Annotated in this window: 14 protein-coding genes and 1 tRNA gene; 5 read left to right on the plus strand and 10 right to left on the minus strand. The window is 66.4% G+C overall.

Annotation, left to right across the window (positions count from 1 at the left end):
- Positions 1-28 precede the first annotated feature (28 nt).
- Positions 29-1,189, plus strand: coding sequence for a glycosyl hydrolase (locus tag GJG85_RS14005; RefSeq protein ID WP_050014706.1), 1,161 nt, complete (start codon positions 29-31; stop codon positions 1,187-1,189).
- A 148-nt stretch (positions 1,190-1,337) separates the two neighbouring features.
- Here the strand turns inward: GJG85_RS14005 and GJG85_RS14010 are convergent, their stop codons facing one another.
- The 10 genes from GJG85_RS14010 to GJG85_RS14055 form a co-directional block, all read right to left on the minus strand.
- Complete coding sequence (locus GJG85_RS14010; RefSeq protein WP_124556531.1) at positions 1,338-1,688, minus strand: TonB family protein; 351 nt, start codon at positions 1,686-1,688, stop codon at positions 1,338-1,340.
- A gap of 456 nt (positions 1,689-2,144) precedes the next feature.
- Positions 2,145-3,923: a Wzy polymerase domain-containing protein gene (locus GJG85_RS14015; RefSeq protein ID WP_050014707.1), complete on the minus strand. Its 1,779-nt coding sequence runs from the start codon at positions 3,921-3,923 to the stop codon at positions 2,145-2,147.
- Positions 3,924-4,078: 155 nt separating this feature from the next.
- Entirely contained in the window at positions 4,079-4,675 is a 597-nt protein-coding gene (locus GJG85_RS14020) for a pilin (protein ID WP_050014570.1), read from the minus strand.
- A gap of 95 nt (positions 4,676-4,770) precedes the next feature.
- Positions 4,771-5,472 (minus strand): TerC family protein, encoded by a 702-nt coding sequence (locus GJG85_RS14025; protein WP_050014572.1) that lies wholly within the window; start codon positions 5,470-5,472, stop codon positions 4,771-4,773.
- A 157-nt stretch (positions 5,473-5,629) separates the two neighbouring features.
- Positions 5,630-6,511, minus strand: a complete 882-nt coding sequence (gene sucD, locus GJG85_RS14030) for a succinate--CoA ligase subunit alpha (RefSeq protein WP_006477916.1) — start codon at positions 6,509-6,511, stop codon at positions 5,630-5,632.
- Positions 6,512-6,575: 64 nt separating this feature from the next.
- Positions 6,576-7,742: an ADP-forming succinate--CoA ligase subunit beta gene (sucC, locus tag GJG85_RS14035; RefSeq protein ID WP_204383385.1), complete on the minus strand. Its 1,167-nt coding sequence runs from the start codon at positions 7,740-7,742 to the stop codon at positions 6,576-6,578.
- Between the two features lie 68 nt (positions 7,743-7,810).
- The gene (locus GJG85_RS14040; RefSeq protein ID WP_050014576.1) at positions 7,811-8,419 is read right to left on the minus strand and encodes a DUF2889 domain-containing protein; all 609 of its coding nucleotides are present in this window, start codon (positions 8,417-8,419) and stop codon (positions 7,811-7,813) included.
- A 146-nt stretch (positions 8,420-8,565) separates the two neighbouring features.
- The gene (gene recX, locus GJG85_RS14045; RefSeq protein ID WP_204383386.1) at positions 8,566-9,474 is read right to left on the minus strand and encodes a recombination regulator RecX; all 909 of its coding nucleotides are present in this window, start codon (positions 9,472-9,474) and stop codon (positions 8,566-8,568) included.
- Positions 9,474-10,544 (minus strand): recombinase RecA, encoded by a 1,071-nt coding sequence (gene recA, locus GJG85_RS14050; protein WP_011546125.1) that lies wholly within the window; start codon positions 10,542-10,544, stop codon positions 9,474-9,476. Before recA ends, recX begins: the two co-directional genes overlap by 1 nt.
- 49 nt (positions 10,545-10,593) lie before the next feature.
- A complete protein-coding gene (locus GJG85_RS14055; RefSeq protein ID WP_204383387.1) occupies positions 10,594-10,734 on the minus strand; it encodes a hypothetical protein in 141 nt (46 codons plus the stop codon).
- Here GJG85_RS14055 and GJG85_RS14060 point away from each other — a divergent pair.
- From GJG85_RS14060 to GJG85_RS14075, 4 genes are all read left to right on the plus strand, one after another.
- Positions 10,733-11,461, plus strand: coding sequence for a response regulator transcription factor (locus GJG85_RS14060; protein ID WP_006497347.1), 729 nt, complete (start codon positions 10,733-10,735; stop codon positions 11,459-11,461). The genes GJG85_RS14055 and GJG85_RS14060 overlap by 2 nt on opposite strands.
- A gap of 17 nt (positions 11,462-11,478) precedes the next feature.
- Entirely contained in the window at positions 11,479-13,032 is a 1,554-nt protein-coding gene (locus tag GJG85_RS14065; protein WP_050014580.1) for a sensor histidine kinase, read from the plus strand.
- 227 nt (positions 13,033-13,259) lie between these two features.
- Complete coding sequence (locus GJG85_RS14070) at positions 13,260-14,918, plus strand: MFS transporter (RefSeq protein ID WP_050014581.1); 1,659 nt, start codon at positions 13,260-13,262, stop codon at positions 14,916-14,918.
- 159 nt (positions 14,919-15,077) lie between these two features.
- A tRNA-Met gene (locus GJG85_RS14075) sits at positions 15,078-15,154 on the plus strand.
- Positions 15,155-15,205: the final 51 nt, after the last annotated feature.

The following is a 15,205-nucleotide window of genomic DNA, read 5'->3' on the forward strand; positions in this document are numbered from 1 at the left end:
CATTGTCTTGATTGTCGGGTTCTCATCTATGTCGAATGACTGGCAGGTCGTTTCCAACACTTTCATGAAGAACAGCAAGCCTTACGGCGGAGGCGACTTCGTGATATCGGGAAACGAGGCGATCACGCTGAAGATCAGCGATCCTGAAATCACGTTCAAACCGTACGCGGAATGGAAGGACAAGGAAAAAGCCGAGCCGGCCGAAGCCTGGATGAGCGACAGTCGCGAAACGCTGAACCGGACGTCGGTCGAATTCTGGCGCGGCCCGGTGAACGGCGACATGACGCGCCATTTCAAGCAGGTGGGCCAGACCGCCGCCTGGTGGCACGCCAAGGACTGGACGGTCGAATTCATCAGCACCGGCTGGATGGACTACAAGTCGCCTCAGCCTGCCGACGGGCTGACGCCGCACGTGACCAAGCTCTGGAAGTCGTCCAACGGCGGACGCGACTGGGTACAGCTCGCGTGGCCCGAAGATCGGAACATCGGTCGCCTGCTCTTTCTGGATCCGCAACGCGGCTATGCGATCGGTTGGGGCCCGCACGTGTGGCGCACGTCCGACGGCGGTCAATCGTGGCGGGAAATCCAACTGCCACCGGGTGCTGCGGAGGCCGGCAAACCCCGCCGCACCTTTGACGGCATCGACCTCGGCCCGGACGGTACCTTGCGCGTGGCATACCACGTCGAGAAATCCGAGCATGCTACCGCCGGAAGCGTCGTCTATCGGCTGGGCTGGGAGCAATCCGGGTTCGCCCTGGAGGCCGTTTTGCCCGAACAGGTCGTCGTCAACCTGTCCTCGTCTCCAACCGCGTCGAATCACTATGCGCTTTACGCGCTGTCGCGCCTCGGCGAACCGCGCAATTTCGATAATCCCGCCGACAAGGGAAAACGCGTCGGCGCCATTTCGACGTGGACGAACGGCGAACCCGAGCAGGTGCGCCAGTTGCATTCGTTTGACGACGCACTGACGCTCGATAGTCTGAGCGTCGGCCGGGACGGATTGCTGCTCGTCTACGCCACCGACGCCAGCCGCAACGGCACACCGCTCGATCTCACGTTCGTCAGCAGCGACGGCGGGAAGACCTGGAACTCGAGCAGGGAGAAACCGGCTCAGGGCGGATATTTCAACGCCCAAACGAACACGCTGTATTCGCTGGTCGCCTATACGCTCAAGAAGCGGCAGTTCTGACCGTTCCGATGCGATTGCCGCGGACCGCCGTCGCGATTCGGGTGCCGGCTCCGCGGCAGCGCACATCGAGCGCACGGCTCGGCGGCCGCACGGATCGACTTTCGGTGGCCGCGTGCAACGGTGCGGCCATCGGCGCGCAGCCCGCCCGTCACTGCCCGCGCTGCGGCTCGAACACGAACGGTTGCGTCAGCAGGAAAGGATTCGCGGTCGCGCCAGTCTGCGCGCAAGTCGCGTGCGTCATCGCCTCGACGGCCGCGCGATCGGCCGCCGCGTTGCGGCTACTCGTCGTCACGGTCACGTTCTGCGCTTCGCCGGACGTCGTCATCAGCGCGCGCACGAGCACGGTAACCGGACGCGTGAGCGGTTTCGCGCTATCCGGATAGACGGCCCGGGGGATATGGCAGGTCAGCTTGCTTTCCTGCGACGACGACAGCATCGCGCAGCCGGAAAGCAGTACCGCGACGGCGGGCAGGATCAGGTAGGTCGAGCGAAGGGCCATGGTCGAATGTCGTTCTTCAGCACTGTTCTGGGCACATGCGTCGCGCGCCGGCAGCCTTTCGCCGGCCGCATCGCGTGTGTCGCACCGCGCCGCGGCCATCGGACCGGCGCCCCGTTACGGCCGCGCGGCCGAACAATGCTCGACCGCGATCCTGCTCGGCGGAATGCCCGGATAGCCTGGACATTCTCCGTATTCACCCCGGCTACGCGCCGCGCCGGCGGGCACGCGAGCGCTTTCGCGCATTGTGCACGCGCCGCCCGGTCAGCGGCGGCGATTTGACAATGGTTGACGCGAATCGCCGCCCATTCGGCTGGAATCCGCGCGATCCGCGACGTAATCGATACCCGACCGGATTGGCGCGCTATGCGCCGGGCGGCCGTCTTGCTCCGACGTCGGCCGCCGTCAGCGCGGCGCGGTAGACGCCGGAATTCCCCGTTCCGGCGTGCACGACACGCGTCAATCCGAATCGTCGTCGTCCGAATCGTCGCCCTCGTCGGCCGGCGCTTCGCCGTACTTCGCGACGACGGCCGCCCTGAACGTCTTCAGCGCCGGCTCCTGATCGCACAGCTTGTACAACGCGGCCAGCTGTTGCGGCCAGTCCTTCAATTCCTTCGCAAACACATGCAGGCGCGCGACGGTATCGAGCGCGTCCGCTTCGCGGCCGGCCAGCGCCTGCAGCACCGCATAGCGGCGCAGCACCGTCTCGCCGGGCAGCAGCGCGATCGCGCGCTCGTGCGCGGCGAGCTTGAGCGGCAGGTTGTCCGACGAAATCGTGAGCAGCGTCGCCGCACCGTAATCGCCCCACGCGCCGAACAGCAGCGACGGCGCATCGCGGTACTGCGCGGCCGGGCTGCTGCCGTAATAGAGCACTTCCGCGCGCTGGTAGTCGCGCAGCACGGGCACCGCCGCCAGCACGCCGCCGAACGACAGCACCGCGAACAGCCCGAATGCCGCACGCCTCGGCAGGATACGCAGCGGCTTCACCTCGAGCAGCCCGATCACGAACATCGCCGGCAAGAGGAAGAACATGTATTGCTGCGGATACTCGACCAGCGCATGCATCAGCAGGATGCCGATCAGCGCGAAGCCGAACACGCGCATGCTCGACTGCGGCGCCCGCACCGCACGCACGAACCACATGACGAGCGTGACGGCGAGCACGCCGAGCCCGACGAGACCGGACTTCGCGAGCAGGTCGATGAAGATGTCGTGCGAGTTGTTCGCGATCTCGACGCCGCCGAGCGTGCGCACGAGCGCAAACTGATGCGACGGGAATTCGCCCCAGCCGACCCCGAGCAGCGGATGCTCGCGGAACATCGCGAGCCCGTACTTCCACAGCGCGAGGCGCGGCGCGATCTGCCCGGCATCGCGCATCCGGTCGGCTGCCGACTCCGCGAGATTCAGGTGGTAGTGCACGTTGGCCCAGCGCACCGCGACGTTCACCGCGATGAATGCGACCGCAAGCACCACCGGTATCAGCCACGCACGCGCATTGCCCGGCGTGCGGCGCGATTCGACCCACGCCATCCAGAAGCCCGCGACGACCATCACCGCGACCTGCAGCCACGGCCCGCGCGACACCGTCAGCGCGAGACCGACCGACAGCACGAGCGACAGCGCGAGCCATGCCCACACCGCGAGCCGGCGCGTCTGCACCAGATACAGCGCACCCGCGAGCGCGAAGGCGATGTAGCTGGCCAGGTGGTTCGCCTGCGCCATGTTGCCGTACGGGCGGCGATCGACCGCGATGTTGTACACCACGACGAACGGCGAGACGGCCGATTCGAGGTGGAACAGCTGCACGATCTGGGTGCCGACCGCGAACACGCCGCCCACGAGCAGCGCACCGGCCATCATCCGCGACACGATTTCCGCCATCCCGTCGCGCGCCAGCGCATACCCGGCCTGCATCGCGACCAGCGCGGCGGCGAGATAGCCGACCGCCAGCCAGTTCATCGACGGCACCTTGAGCGGGATCAGCGCGACCTGCGCGATCAGCACCGCCGCAAAACCGAGCGGCGCCGCGAACGCCGCCGGCGCGGCAAACCGCTGGGCCGGGCGGCCGGTGCGCGCGAGCAGCACGACGGACACGCCCACCAGCAGATACAGCACCAGCGCGGAAAACTCCGAATAGAAGGTCGGGATCGGATACGTGTGATTCGTGATCGCGTACGGCACGATCAGGGCGACAGCCAGCGCAACGAGCGACAACGAACGGGAAAAAGTAGAAGGCATGAGCGAACCGGATGTCAGCAACCGGCGCACTATACAAAACTTTCCCCGCTCTGTGCGGGGCTGTCGCTCCGCGTGCCGGCGTCGGGCCGCAGCCCGGCCGGCCGAAGCGGCGGCCGGCAGGCCGCATGCGCGGCCGCTCTCCTTCTGCGCCAGCCTTATGCACGGCACTCCGCGGGCGCATATTTCGCGGGCAGCGTCGCGGCGTTACCGGGCAACGGCCCGGCGCCGGGCGCCGGCAGCGACGACGCGTCCTTGCCGGCGGCGAAGCATTCCCACGCAATCGCGCCCGCCTGTATCGCCCCCTTTTTGAGCGGCACGCGCGCGGTGGGCGCATCGGCCTTGTCGGGCGCGGACGGCACGAGCACCAGCGTATTCGTGCCGGCCGCGGCGACACGGGTGGTGAACGCAACCGTGATCTGGCCGGTGGCGCCATCGATCGCAACCGATTCGACGTTGCGGGTCGCGGCCGGCGGGCTGTAGCCGCCGTCGAGGCTCGCGCCGCTCGCGGCATTGTCGGCGACCGCGAGCCGCGCCGACGACGCGAGCGCAAGCCCCTCGCCGACGCGCGACCGTGCGAGGTAATCCTGGTACGCGGGAATCGCATAGGCCGCGACGACGCCGACGATCGCCAGCACGATCATCAGTTCGATCAGCGTGAACCCGGCCAGCCGCCAGCGCGGCGACGACCGGTTCGCGCGCCGCAGATCGGCGGCAACGCGACGGAACAGGGAAACGGAAAAGGCTTCGAACATGGCAGGCTCCGGAAACGAAAAACGCCTGCCGACAAAGGCAGGCGTCTCGATCGTAGCCAGCGGGCCGCGAAGCCGGCAGTCGGCCGGATGGCCAGTCAGTGCTGCGGCACGTCGCGGCGTTTCCTGAGCGCGTAACCGATCGCGACGACGAACAGGGCCCCGACGATGCTCGCGCCGTAAACCACTTCCGGCGTATCGAGCACCGGCCAGCGGTCGCCGACCGGGTCGTTCACGATCAGCCCGCCCGCGATCCAGCCGAGCAGCCCGGCGCCGAGCGCCACGACGACCGGGAAACGGTCGAGCAGCTTCAGCACCAGCGTGCTGCCCCACACGATGATCGGCACGCTGACGACGAGCCCGAAGATCACGAGCGCGATCCGGTGCGACGGATCGGCTTGCTCGGCCGCGCCGGCGATCGCGATCACGTTGTCGAGGCTCATGACCGCATCGGCGATCACGATCGTCTTCACGGCATCCCACAGCCGGTCGGCCGGCTTGATGTTGTCGTGCGCGTCGGCGGCCGGCGCCATCAGCTTGATGCCGATCCACAGCAGCAGCAGCCCGCCGCCGAGCTTCAGGAACGGCACGTCGAGCAGCGCGACCGCGAACGTGATCAGCGCGACGCGCAGCAGGATCGCCCCAGCGGTGCCCCAGACGACCCCGCGCAGCCGCTGGTTCGCCGGCAGGTTGCGGCATGCAAGCGCGATCACGACCGCGTTGTCGCCGCCGAGCAGGATATCGATGATGACGATCTGGAGAATGGCGCCCCAGTGCAGCGAGGTCAGGAATTCGAGCATGGCGGTGAGGAAAGGGCAGCGGCCGCCTCGCGGGCGACCCGGTTCATCGTCGGCACATGCAGCACGCATGCCCGGTGCTTACGAATTCATTGCGGGAGCATAACAAAAAACGCCGGCAAAGCCGGCGTTTTCTGCAGGACGAGCCCGATGGAAATACTTACAGCGCCTTCTTCAGCAGACGGCCCATTTCCGACGGGTTGCGCGTGACGGTGATGCCGCACGCTTCCATGATTTCCAGCTTCGCTTCGGCCGTATCCGCACCGCCCGAGATCAGCGCGCCGGCGTGGCCCATGCGCTTGCCCGGAGGCGCCGTGACGCCCGCGATGAAGCCGACGACCGGCTTCTTCATGTTGTCCTTGATCCACTCGGCGGCGTTGGCTTCGTCCGGACCGCCAATTTCGCCGATCATCACGACCGCATCCGTATCCGGATCGTCGTTGAACATCTTCATCACGTCGATGTGCTTCAGACCGTTGATCGGGTCGCCGCCGATACCGACTGCCGACGACTGGCCGAGGCCCAGTGCCGTCAGCTGCGCAACCGCTTCATACGTCAGCGTGCCCGAACGCGACACGACGCCGATGCGGCCCTTGCGGTGGATGTGACCCGGCATGATGCCGATCTTCAGTTCGTCCGGCGTGATCGTGCCCGGGCAGTTCGGCCCGAGCAGCAGCGTCTTGCGGCCTTCGCGACGCATGCGGTCCTTCACTTCGATCATGTCGCGCACGGGAATGCCTTCCGTGATGCAGATCGCGAGATCCAGATCGGCTTCGACCGCTTCCCAGATCGCAGCGGCTGCGCCTGCCGGCGGCACGTAGATGACCGACACGGTCGCGCCGGTTTCCGCCTTCGCTTCCTTGACGCTCGCGTAGATCGGAATGCCTTCGAAATCTTCGCCGGCCTTCTTCGGGTTCACGCCCGCGACGAATGCTTCGCGGCCGTTTGCGTATTCACGGCAGGCGCGCGTATGGAACTGACCGGTTTTGCCGGTAATGCCCTGCGTGATGACCTTCGTGTCCTTGTTGATCAGAATCGACATGTATTTTGACCTCTGTTCGATGGGCGTCGCGTGCAAGCCGCGCCGCCATGCGTATTCGATAGCGTTACTTGCCTGCGGCAGCCGCGACGACCTTCTGCGCAGCCTCTTCCATGCTGTCGGCCGAGATGATCGGCAGGCCCGAATCGGCCAGCATCTTCTTGCCGAGGTCCTCGTTCGTGCCCTTCATGCGCACGACGAGCGGCACGTTCAGGTTCACGGCCTTCGAACCGGCGATCACGCCTTCCGCGATCACGTCGCAGCGCATGATGCCGCCGAAGATGTTCACGAGGATCGCCTTCAGGTCGGGGTTCTTCAGCATCAGCTTGAACGCTTCCGTGACCTTCTCGGTCGTCGCACCGCCGCCGACGTCCAGGAAGTTCGCCGGTTCGCCGCCGAACAGCTTGATGGTGTCCATCGTCGCCATCGCGAGGCCTGCGCCGTTCACGAGGCAGCCGATGTTGCCGTCGAGCGAGATGTACGCGAGATCGAACTTCGACGCTTCGATTTCAGCCGGATCTTCTTCGTCCAGATCGCGGTACGCAACGATTTCCGGGTGACGGAACAGCGCGTTCGAGTCGAAGTTGAACTTCGCGTCGAGTGCGGTGACCTTGCCGTCGCCGGAGACGTTCAGCGGGTTGATTTCAGCCAGCGAAGCGTCGGTTTCCCAGAATGCCTTGTACAGGCCTTGCAGGACCGCGCGCGCTTGCGGAATCGATGCGGCCGGCACGCCGATCTTCGCGGCGAGGTCGTCTGCCTGCGCGTCCAGCAGGCCCGTCGACGGCTCGACGATGACCTTGTGGATCAGTTCCGGGTGCTTTTCGGCGACTTCTTCGATGTCCATGCCGCCTTCGCTCGAACCCATCAGCACGATCTTCTGCGAGATGCGGTCGACGACGAGGCTGACATACAGTTCCTGCTTGATGTCGGCGCCTTCTTCGATCATCAGGCGGTTGACCTTCTGGCCTTCCGGACCGGTCTGGTGCGTGACGAGCTGCATGCCGAGGATCTGGTTCGCGTATTCGCGCACCTGTTCGATCGACTTCGCCACCTTCACGCCGCCGCCCTTGCCACGGCCACCCGCGTGAATCTGAGCCTTCACGACCCAAACCGGGCCGCCGAGCTCTTCCGCCACCTTGACGGCCTCGTCCACCGAGAACGCCGGCTTGCCGCGCGGTACCGCGACGCCGAATTTCCGCAGGATTTCCTTACCCTGGTACTCGTGAATCTTCATGCGTGATTCCCTTCAGTCTGAGAGTTGGATGAAATGTCGCTTAAGACGCTTCTTCGAATGATTTCCGTTCATTCCTTCGTGCTGCCTTCACCGGGCAGATCCGGCCGAATCGGGCCATACCAGCGCGGGTAGTACTGCCGCACGACCTCGCCATCGAATCGCAGCGCGCGGCAGCGGCCGAGCTGGAAAGGCGGTTCGGCGTGCACGCCGTCATGGTCCGGCCCTTCGCCACCCTCCTCGCGCACGTTCCATACATCACCGGCGAACGCCTGGATCGCGGCCGTCGGCAGCACGGCGCACAGTTCGGTGAGATGGGAACAGCCTGCGACGCCGGCGAGCAGCCGGTTCGCGTTGCGGCGGAAATTGCGGAAGAGGTTGAGCCCGATGAGGGCCCGATAGGCGGGGGAAGCGGATTGACAGTGACCGGGATAGGGCACCCATTCCGAAGACGCTTCGGCGTCGACGACATTGAGGTCACGATCGATGGTCACGCGCAGCCAGAGTTCGTGGATCGGCAGGCCCTGAGGCCGGATGCCCGACGCAAGCGCGACATCGCGCGGCTTGTGGTCGGTCAGGCAGGCTTCGATGTCCCACAAGCCGTCGCCGCGCTCGTAGGCTTCCGCTCGGATTGCGCGTCGATGTCGCAACTGACGGGGCACGGGCTCGGATAGCGGCATGCTGGAGGTTGAGGCCGAAGAGGAAAACCCGTGGATTTTAGCATATTGGGTATTTGAGGCATTCGGCCCCGACGGCGGGTATTCCCGCCTGTCCGGAAGCGGTTGCGATGCAGCAAAATCGCGCGCCACGCGCGCGACCGGGCGGCTCAGTCATCGATCGGGAAATCGTCGCCGACCTTCAGCAACTTCACGATGGTCGCGCTCGAGAAGCCCCGCGCGGCCAGGAAGCGCGCCTGCTTCGCGCGCTCGGCAGGCGTTTGCGGCAGTGCACCGAATTTCTTGCGCCAAACGGCCTGCGCGCGCGTCCACTCGGTCTCGCGCAATTGGGCATTCACCTCTTCGACGAGACTGTCGCCGACCGCATGGCGCTTCAGTTCGCTGACGATGCGCGCGACGCCGACGCGCGACGCGCGACGATGCACGAGGCTCTCGGCGAAGCGCGCGTCGGACAGCCAGCCTTCCTTTTCCAGCGCATCGAGCACCGGGTCGACGGATTCGTCCTCGCCGACGTAAGGGGCGAGCTTGCGCGCGAGTTCCGCGCGGCTGTATTCGCGCCTCGACAGATAGCCGAGCGCGCGCCCCTTCAACGACCGCGGCGGCTTCGACGACTCGCGTTCGCGAGCGCCCGGGGCGTCGCTTGAAGCAGCGCCGCCGGAAGATGCGCCGAAAGACGCGCCGGATGCACGGCGTGTGCGGCGCGGATGCTGGCTGCTGCGCGTATAGACATCTTCCGTCGCGGGCGCATCGGCTGCGCGATCGCCCGGGGCACGAGCGCCCGGGGCTCGATCGCCCGGGAAGCGGACACCGGACACCCGACGGCGGGGGCGATCGTGTGCGTCGAACGATTCGTCGTCGTCGAACGGATCGTCCGGTGCGGCAATCTCAAACGAAACGAGGACATCGTCGGATGCCCTCGTCGCGGTGCGGTTCGCAGCGTTGCCGCCTGCGTCCCGCCGGCTGGCGCCCGAGGGTGCGGCTCGCCGGCCGGAGCGACCCGCCATTTCGGGCGTGTCGTGCTCCTCCGGCTCGCCAGCCCGACCTCGGCGCGCAACCATCACTCTTCTTCGTCCAGCGCCTCGGCTTCGTTGGCTACGCCATCGGGCATGCTGACGACACCGAGCGATTCGCGGATGCGGTTTTCGATCTCGCGCGCGATTTCCGGATTTTCGCGCAGGAATTCACGCGCGTTGTCCTTGCCCTGGCCGATCTTCTCGCCGTTGTAGCTATACCAGGCGCCGGCCTTGTCGACGATCTTCGCCTGCACGCCGAGATCGATGATCTCGCCCTGGCGGGAAATGCCTTCGCCGTACAGGATGTCGAAGATCGCTTCGCGGAACGGCGGCGATACCTTGTTCTTGACGACCTTCACGCGGGTTTCGTTGCCGATCACCTCGTCGTTCTTCTTGATCGAGCCGATCCGGCGGATGTCGAGACGCACCGACGAATAGAACTTCAGTGCGTTGCCGCCCGTCGTGGTTTCCGGGTTGCCGAACATCACGCCGATCTTCATCCGGATCTGGTTGATGAAGATCACGAGGCAGTTCGTGCGCTTGATCGTGCCGGTCAGCTTGCGCAGTGCCTGCGACATCAGGCGGGCCTGCAGGCCCGGCAGCGAATCGCCCATCTCGCCTTCGATTTCGGCCTTCGGCACGAGCGCCGCGACCGAGTCGATGACGATCATGTCGATCGAGCCCGAGCGCACCAGCGCATCGGTGATTTCGAGCGCCTGCTCGCCGGTGTCCGGCTGCGAGATCAGCAGCTCCGGCACGTTCACGCCGAGCTTCGACGCGTACTGGACGTCGAGCGCGTGCTCGGCATCGATGAAGGCTGCCGTGCCGCCGATCTTCTGCAGTTCGGCGATGACCTGCAGCGTGAGCGTGGTTTTACCGGACGATTCCGGACCGTAGATCTCGACCACCCGGCCGCGCGGCAGGCCGCCGACGCCCAGCGCGATGTCGAGACCCAGCGACCCCGTGGAGACGACCTGGATATTCTCGGCCGCCTCGCCGTCGCCCATGCGCATGATCGAGCCCTTGCCGAACTGCTTCTCGATTTGCGCGAGCGCGGCCGCCAGCGCCTTGCTCTTCTCGGCGGTCATCCCGGAGCCCTTCTTGCTATCTTCCATGAATCGTCCTTTGCTATGATGAGCAGCGTCTGTTGGAGGCGCGCCCGCATCAAGCGCTGCCCACGAATGCAGACACTGTATAAAAAAACAGTGGTTTATGCAAGCCCGCAATGCGGGTTGCGTTGTACACGAATAACTTCGGAGACAGCCACGCCGGCGCGAACGCCCTGCCGGCATCGGTCAGCAACATGCGAATTCTCATCGCCGAAGACGACAGCATACTCGCGGACGGACTCACCCGGTCACTCCGCCAATCGGGCTATGCCGTCGATCACGTGAAGAGCGGCGTCGACGCCGACACCGCGCTGTCGATGCAGACTTTCGACCTGCTGATCCTCGATCTCGGGCTCCCGAAAATGTCCGGGCTCGACGTGCTCAAGCGCCTGCGCGCGCGCAATTCCAATCTCCCCGTGCTGATCCTGACCGCCGCCGACAGCGTCGACGAACGCGTGAAGGGGCTCGACCTCGGCGCCGACGACTACATGGCCAAGCCGTTCGCACTCAACGAGCTCGAGGCGCGCGTGCGCGCGCTGACCCGGCGCGGCGCCGGCGGCGGCCCGACGGTCGTGCGCCACGGCTCGCTCGCATTCGACCAGGTCGGCCGCATCGCGTATGCGAACGATCACGTGCTCGATCTCTCCGCGCGCGAACTCGGCCTGCTCGAGGTGCTGCTGCAGCGGATCGGCCGCCTCGTGTCGAAGGAACAACTCGTCGATCACCTGTGCGAATGGGGCGAGGAAGTCAGCAACAACGCGATCGAAGTCTACGTGCACCGGCTGCGCAAGAAGATCGAACCGAGCGGCGTGCGGATCTCGACCGTGCGCGGCCTCGGCTATTGCCTCGAGAAGGTCGCGCCCGCGACGCCGGCCGACACGGCGGCGCCCCAGCCCGCGGCCGCCGGCACGCCGCTGCGCTGACGCCGGGCGGCGCCGCGATGGCCACGCCGGCCCATTCCCCTTCCCGCCACCCGACCGGCGCGCCGTCGTCGGCTGCCGACGACGCGCGCGACGCCCGCTACGAGAACCCGTTCGCGCCGCCCGACGAAACCGAATCGCCCGAAACGCCGCGCCCGCGCTCGCTGTTCGGCGAAATCCTCGACTGGATGCTCGCGCCGCTGCTGCTGCTGTGGCCGATGAGCATCGCCGTCACCTATCTCGTCGCGAAGACGATCGCGAACGGCCCGTTCGACCGCGCGCTCGAGACCAACGCGTACGTGCTCGCCCGGCAGATCCATCCGGTCAACGGCGTCGCCGAACTGACGCTGCCGGAGCAGACGCGCGACTTCCTGCGCGCGGACAACATCGACAGCGTCTACTTCCAGGTGCTCGGCACGCGCGGCGAGCTGGTCGCGGGCGAGGCCGACATGCCGCTGCCGCGCGACGAGGACCGCCCGCCGCCGGGCGTCGTCGTGTTCCGCGACGACCTGCTGCGCGGCAACGACGTGCGCGTCGCATATACGACCGTCGCGCTGCCGCAGGCGAGCGGCGCGCAGCCCGTGCTCGTGCAGGTCGGCGAAACGCTCGACAAGCGCAACGCGCTCGCGAACGACATCATCAAGGGCGTGATCCTGCCGCAATTCGTGATCCTGCCGCTCGCGATCCTGCTCGTCTGGTTCGGGCTGTCGCGCGGGCTCGCGCCGCTCAACGCGCTGCAGGCGCACATCCGCGCGCGACGACCCGACGACCTGTCGCCCGTCGAGGCGCAGCGCGCGCCGCCCGAGATCGAACCGCTCGTCACGTCGTTCAACGACCTGCTCGCGCGGCTCGAACAGAACATGGCGCTGCAGAAACGTTTCATCGCCGACGCCGCGCACCAGATGAAGACGCCGCTCGCGGGCCTGCGCACGCAGGCCGAATTCGCGCTGCGCCACCCGGTGCCGCCCGACGTGCAGCGTTCGCTCGAGCAGATCGCGACGAGCTCCGAGCAGGCCGCGCGGCTCGTCACGCAACTGCTGGCGCTCGCGCGTGCCGAAAACCGCGCGAGCGGGCTGACCTTCGAGCCGGTCGAGATCGGCGCGCTCGCACGACGCACGGTGCGCGACTGGGTGCAGGCCGCGCTCGCGAAACGGATGGACCTCGGGTACGAAGGCCCGGACGACGACGCGCCGCTCGACGTCGACGGCAATCCGGTGATGCTGCGCGAGATGCTCGGCAACCTGGTCGACAACGCGATCCGCTATACGCCCGAAGGCGGCCGCATCACGGTGCGCGTGCACGCCGAGCCCGCGGCGCGGCGCGTGCATCTCGAAGTCGAGGATACGGGCCCCGGCATCCCGGCCGGCGAGCGCGATCGCGTCGTCGAGCGCTTCTACCGGATCCTCGGCCGCGAAGGCGACGGCAGCGGCCTCGGGCTCGCGATCGTGCGCGAGATCGCCACGCAGCACGGCGGCACGCTGACGCTCGACGATCACGTCTATCAGCACGCCCCGCGCCTCGCCGGCACGCTCGTGCGCATCAGCCTGCCGCTGGCCGCCCCCGCCCCGGATTAACCCTGACGCGCGCCGCCGCGGCGCGGCGCAAAAACGTCGAAACCGGCGATTTACCAACCGTTCGCGCTACGATCGGCGCGCGAAGCGGCCGATTCGACGCGGGTTAACGCGCAGTGGTTTTGTACGCGCGAGTCAGTGGGCCGTAAGTTTCCGTGCCAATAATCGTCGACAGGCCCGCCCCTCCCACGGCGGCCGCATATCTATATCAAGGGACTTGGAGACGATTCATGGCAACGTTAGGCGGGCAAATTTCGCACTCGCCGATGACGGGCGAAGAGAAGAAGGTGATCTTCGCGTCGTCGCTCGGCACCGTGTTCGAGTGGTACGACTTTTACCTGGCCGGCTCGCTCGCGGCCTACATCAGCAAGAGCTTCTTCTCCGGCGTCAATCCGACCGCCGCGTTCATCTTCACGCTGCTCGGCTTCGCGGCCGGCTTCGCGGTGCGGCCGTTCGGCGCGATCGTGTTCGGCCGGCTCGGCGACCTCGTCGGCCGCAAGCACACGTTCCTCGTGACGATCGTGATCATGGGCGTCTCGACCTTCGTGGTCGGCTTCCTGCCCGGCTACGCGTCGATCGGCATCGCCGCCCCCGTGATCTTCATCGCGATGCGGCTGCTGCAGGGCCTCGCGCTCGGCGGCGAGTACGGCGGCGCGGCGACCTACGTCGCCGAGCATGCGCCGGCCAACCGGCGCGGCTTCTACACCGCGTGGATCCAGACGACGGCAACGCTCGGCCTGTTCCTGTCGTTGCTCGTGATCCTCGGCGTACGCACGTTCATCGGCGAGGAAGCGTTCGGCAGCTGGGGCTGGCGCGTGCCGTTCGTCGCGTCGATCCTGCTGCTCGCGGTGTCGGTGTGGATCCGGCTGCAACTGAACGAATCGCCGGTGTTCCTGCGCATCAAGGCGGAAGGCAAGACGTCGAAGGCGCCGCTGACCGAAGCGTTCGGCCAGTGGAAGAACCTGAAGATCGTGATCCTCGCGCTGATCGGCCTGACGGCCGGCCAGGCCGTGGTGTGGTACACGGGTCAGTTCTACGCGCTGTTCTTCCTCACGCAGACGCTGAAGGTCGACGGCGCGAGCGCGAACATCCTGATCGCGATCGCGCTCCTGATCGGCACGCCGTTTTTCCTGTTCTTCGGTTCGCTGTCGGACAAGATCGGCCGCAAGCCGATCATCCTCGCGGGCTGCCTGATCGCGGCGCTGACCTATTTCCCGCTGTTCAAGGCGCTCACGCACTACGCGAACCCGCAGCTCGAACTCGCGACGCAGAAGGCGCCGATCACGGTCATCGCCGATCCGGCCGCCTGCTCGTTCCAGTTCAACCCGGTCGGCACGTCGAAGTTCACGAGTTCGTGCGACATCGCGAAGAGCGCGCTCGCGAAGGCCGGCCTGAACTACGAGAACGTCGCGGCGCCGGCCGGTACGCCGGCCCAGATCAAGGTCGGCGACACGGTGATCCAGACCTACGACGGCAAGGCGGCCGACGCGAAGGTGCAGGGCGCGGCATTCGACAAGACGCTCGCGTCGACGCTGAAGGGGGCCGGCTACCCGGCCAAGGCGGACCCGGCGCAACTCAACTGGCCGATGACGATCGTGATCCTGACGATCCTCGTGATCTTCGTGACGATGGTCTACGGCCCGATCGCGGCGATGCTGGTCGAGATGTTCCCGACGCGGATTCGCTACACATCGATGTCGCTGCCCTATCACATCGGCAACGGCTGGTTCGGCGGCTTCCTGCCGGCGACCGCGTTCGCGATCGTCGCGGCGAAGGGCAACATCTACTCGGGGCTCTGGTATCCGATCGTGATCGCGCTGGCCACGTTCGTGATCGGCCTGCTGTTCGTCAAGGAGACGAAGGACTCGGACATCTACGCGCAGGATTGATGTTGGCTGCGCAGCGGGGAAAGGCCGGCGGAGGCACTGCTTCCGCTGGCCGGCTCCCGCCCGCGATGGAGGCCGGCACGGGCCGCCGGCAACTTTTTTCGGGGAAGATGGAAAAAGGTATTGACAGCCGGCCGGCCGATCGACATAATTTGGGTCTTCGGCGAATTAGCTCAGTCGGTTAGAGCGACGGAATCATAATCCGCAGGTCCGGGGTTCGAATCCCTGATTCGCCACCAAATGCGAAAAGCCGCTGTTTCGAAAGAAACAGCGGCTTTTTTCATTGCTTC

Source organism: Burkholderia sp. MS389, assembly GCF_016899425.1.
Classification (GTDB): Bacteria; Pseudomonadota; Gammaproteobacteria; order Burkholderiales; family Burkholderiaceae; genus Burkholderia; species Burkholderia sola.

Coding starts and splice junctions, on each gene's coding strand:
- GJG85_RS14005 (WP_050014706.1), top strand. CDS start 29: ATGTCGAATGACTGGCAGGTCGTTTCCAACACTTTCATGAAGAACAGC.
- GJG85_RS14010 (WP_124556531.1), bottom strand. CDS start 1,688: ATGGCCCTTCGCTCGACCTACCTGATCCTGCCCGCCGTCGCGGTACTG.
- GJG85_RS14015 (WP_050014707.1), bottom strand. CDS start 3,923: ATGCCTTCTACTTTTTCCCGTTCGTTGTCGCTCGTTGCGCTGGCTGTC.
- GJG85_RS14020 (WP_050014570.1), bottom strand. CDS start 4,675: ATGTTCGAAGCCTTTTCCGTTTCCCTGTTCCGTCGCGTTGCCGCCGAT.
- GJG85_RS14025 (WP_050014572.1), bottom strand. CDS start 5,472: ATGCTCGAATTCCTGACCTCGCTGCACTGGGGCGCCATTCTCCAGATC.
- sucD (WP_006477916.1), bottom strand. CDS start 6,511: ATGTCGATTCTGATCAACAAGGACACGAAGGTCATCACGCAGGGCATT.
- sucC (WP_204383385.1), bottom strand. CDS start 7,742: ATGAAGATTCACGAGTACCAGGGTAAGGAAATCCTGCGGAAATTCGGC.
- GJG85_RS14040 (WP_050014576.1), bottom strand. CDS start 8,419: ATGCCGCTATCCGAGCCCGTGCCCCGTCAGTTGCGACATCGACGCGCA.
- recX (WP_204383386.1), bottom strand. CDS start 9,474: ATGGTTGCGCGCCGAGGTCGGGCTGGCGAGCCGGAGGAGCACGACACG.
- recA (WP_011546125.1), bottom strand. CDS start 10,544: ATGGAAGATAGCAAGAAGGGCTCCGGGATGACCGCCGAGAAGAGCAAG.
- GJG85_RS14060 (WP_006497347.1), top strand. CDS start 10,733: ATGCGAATTCTCATCGCCGAAGACGACAGCATACTCGCGGACGGACTC.
- GJG85_RS14055 (WP_204383387.1), bottom strand. CDS start 10,734: ATGTTGCTGACCGATGCCGGCAGGGCGTTCGCGCCGGCGTGGCTGTCT.
- GJG85_RS14065 (WP_050014580.1), top strand. CDS start 11,479: ATGGCCACGCCGGCCCATTCCCCTTCCCGCCACCCGACCGGCGCGCCG.
- GJG85_RS14070 (WP_050014581.1), top strand. CDS start 13,260: ATGGCAACGTTAGGCGGGCAAATTTCGCACTCGCCGATGACGGGCGAA.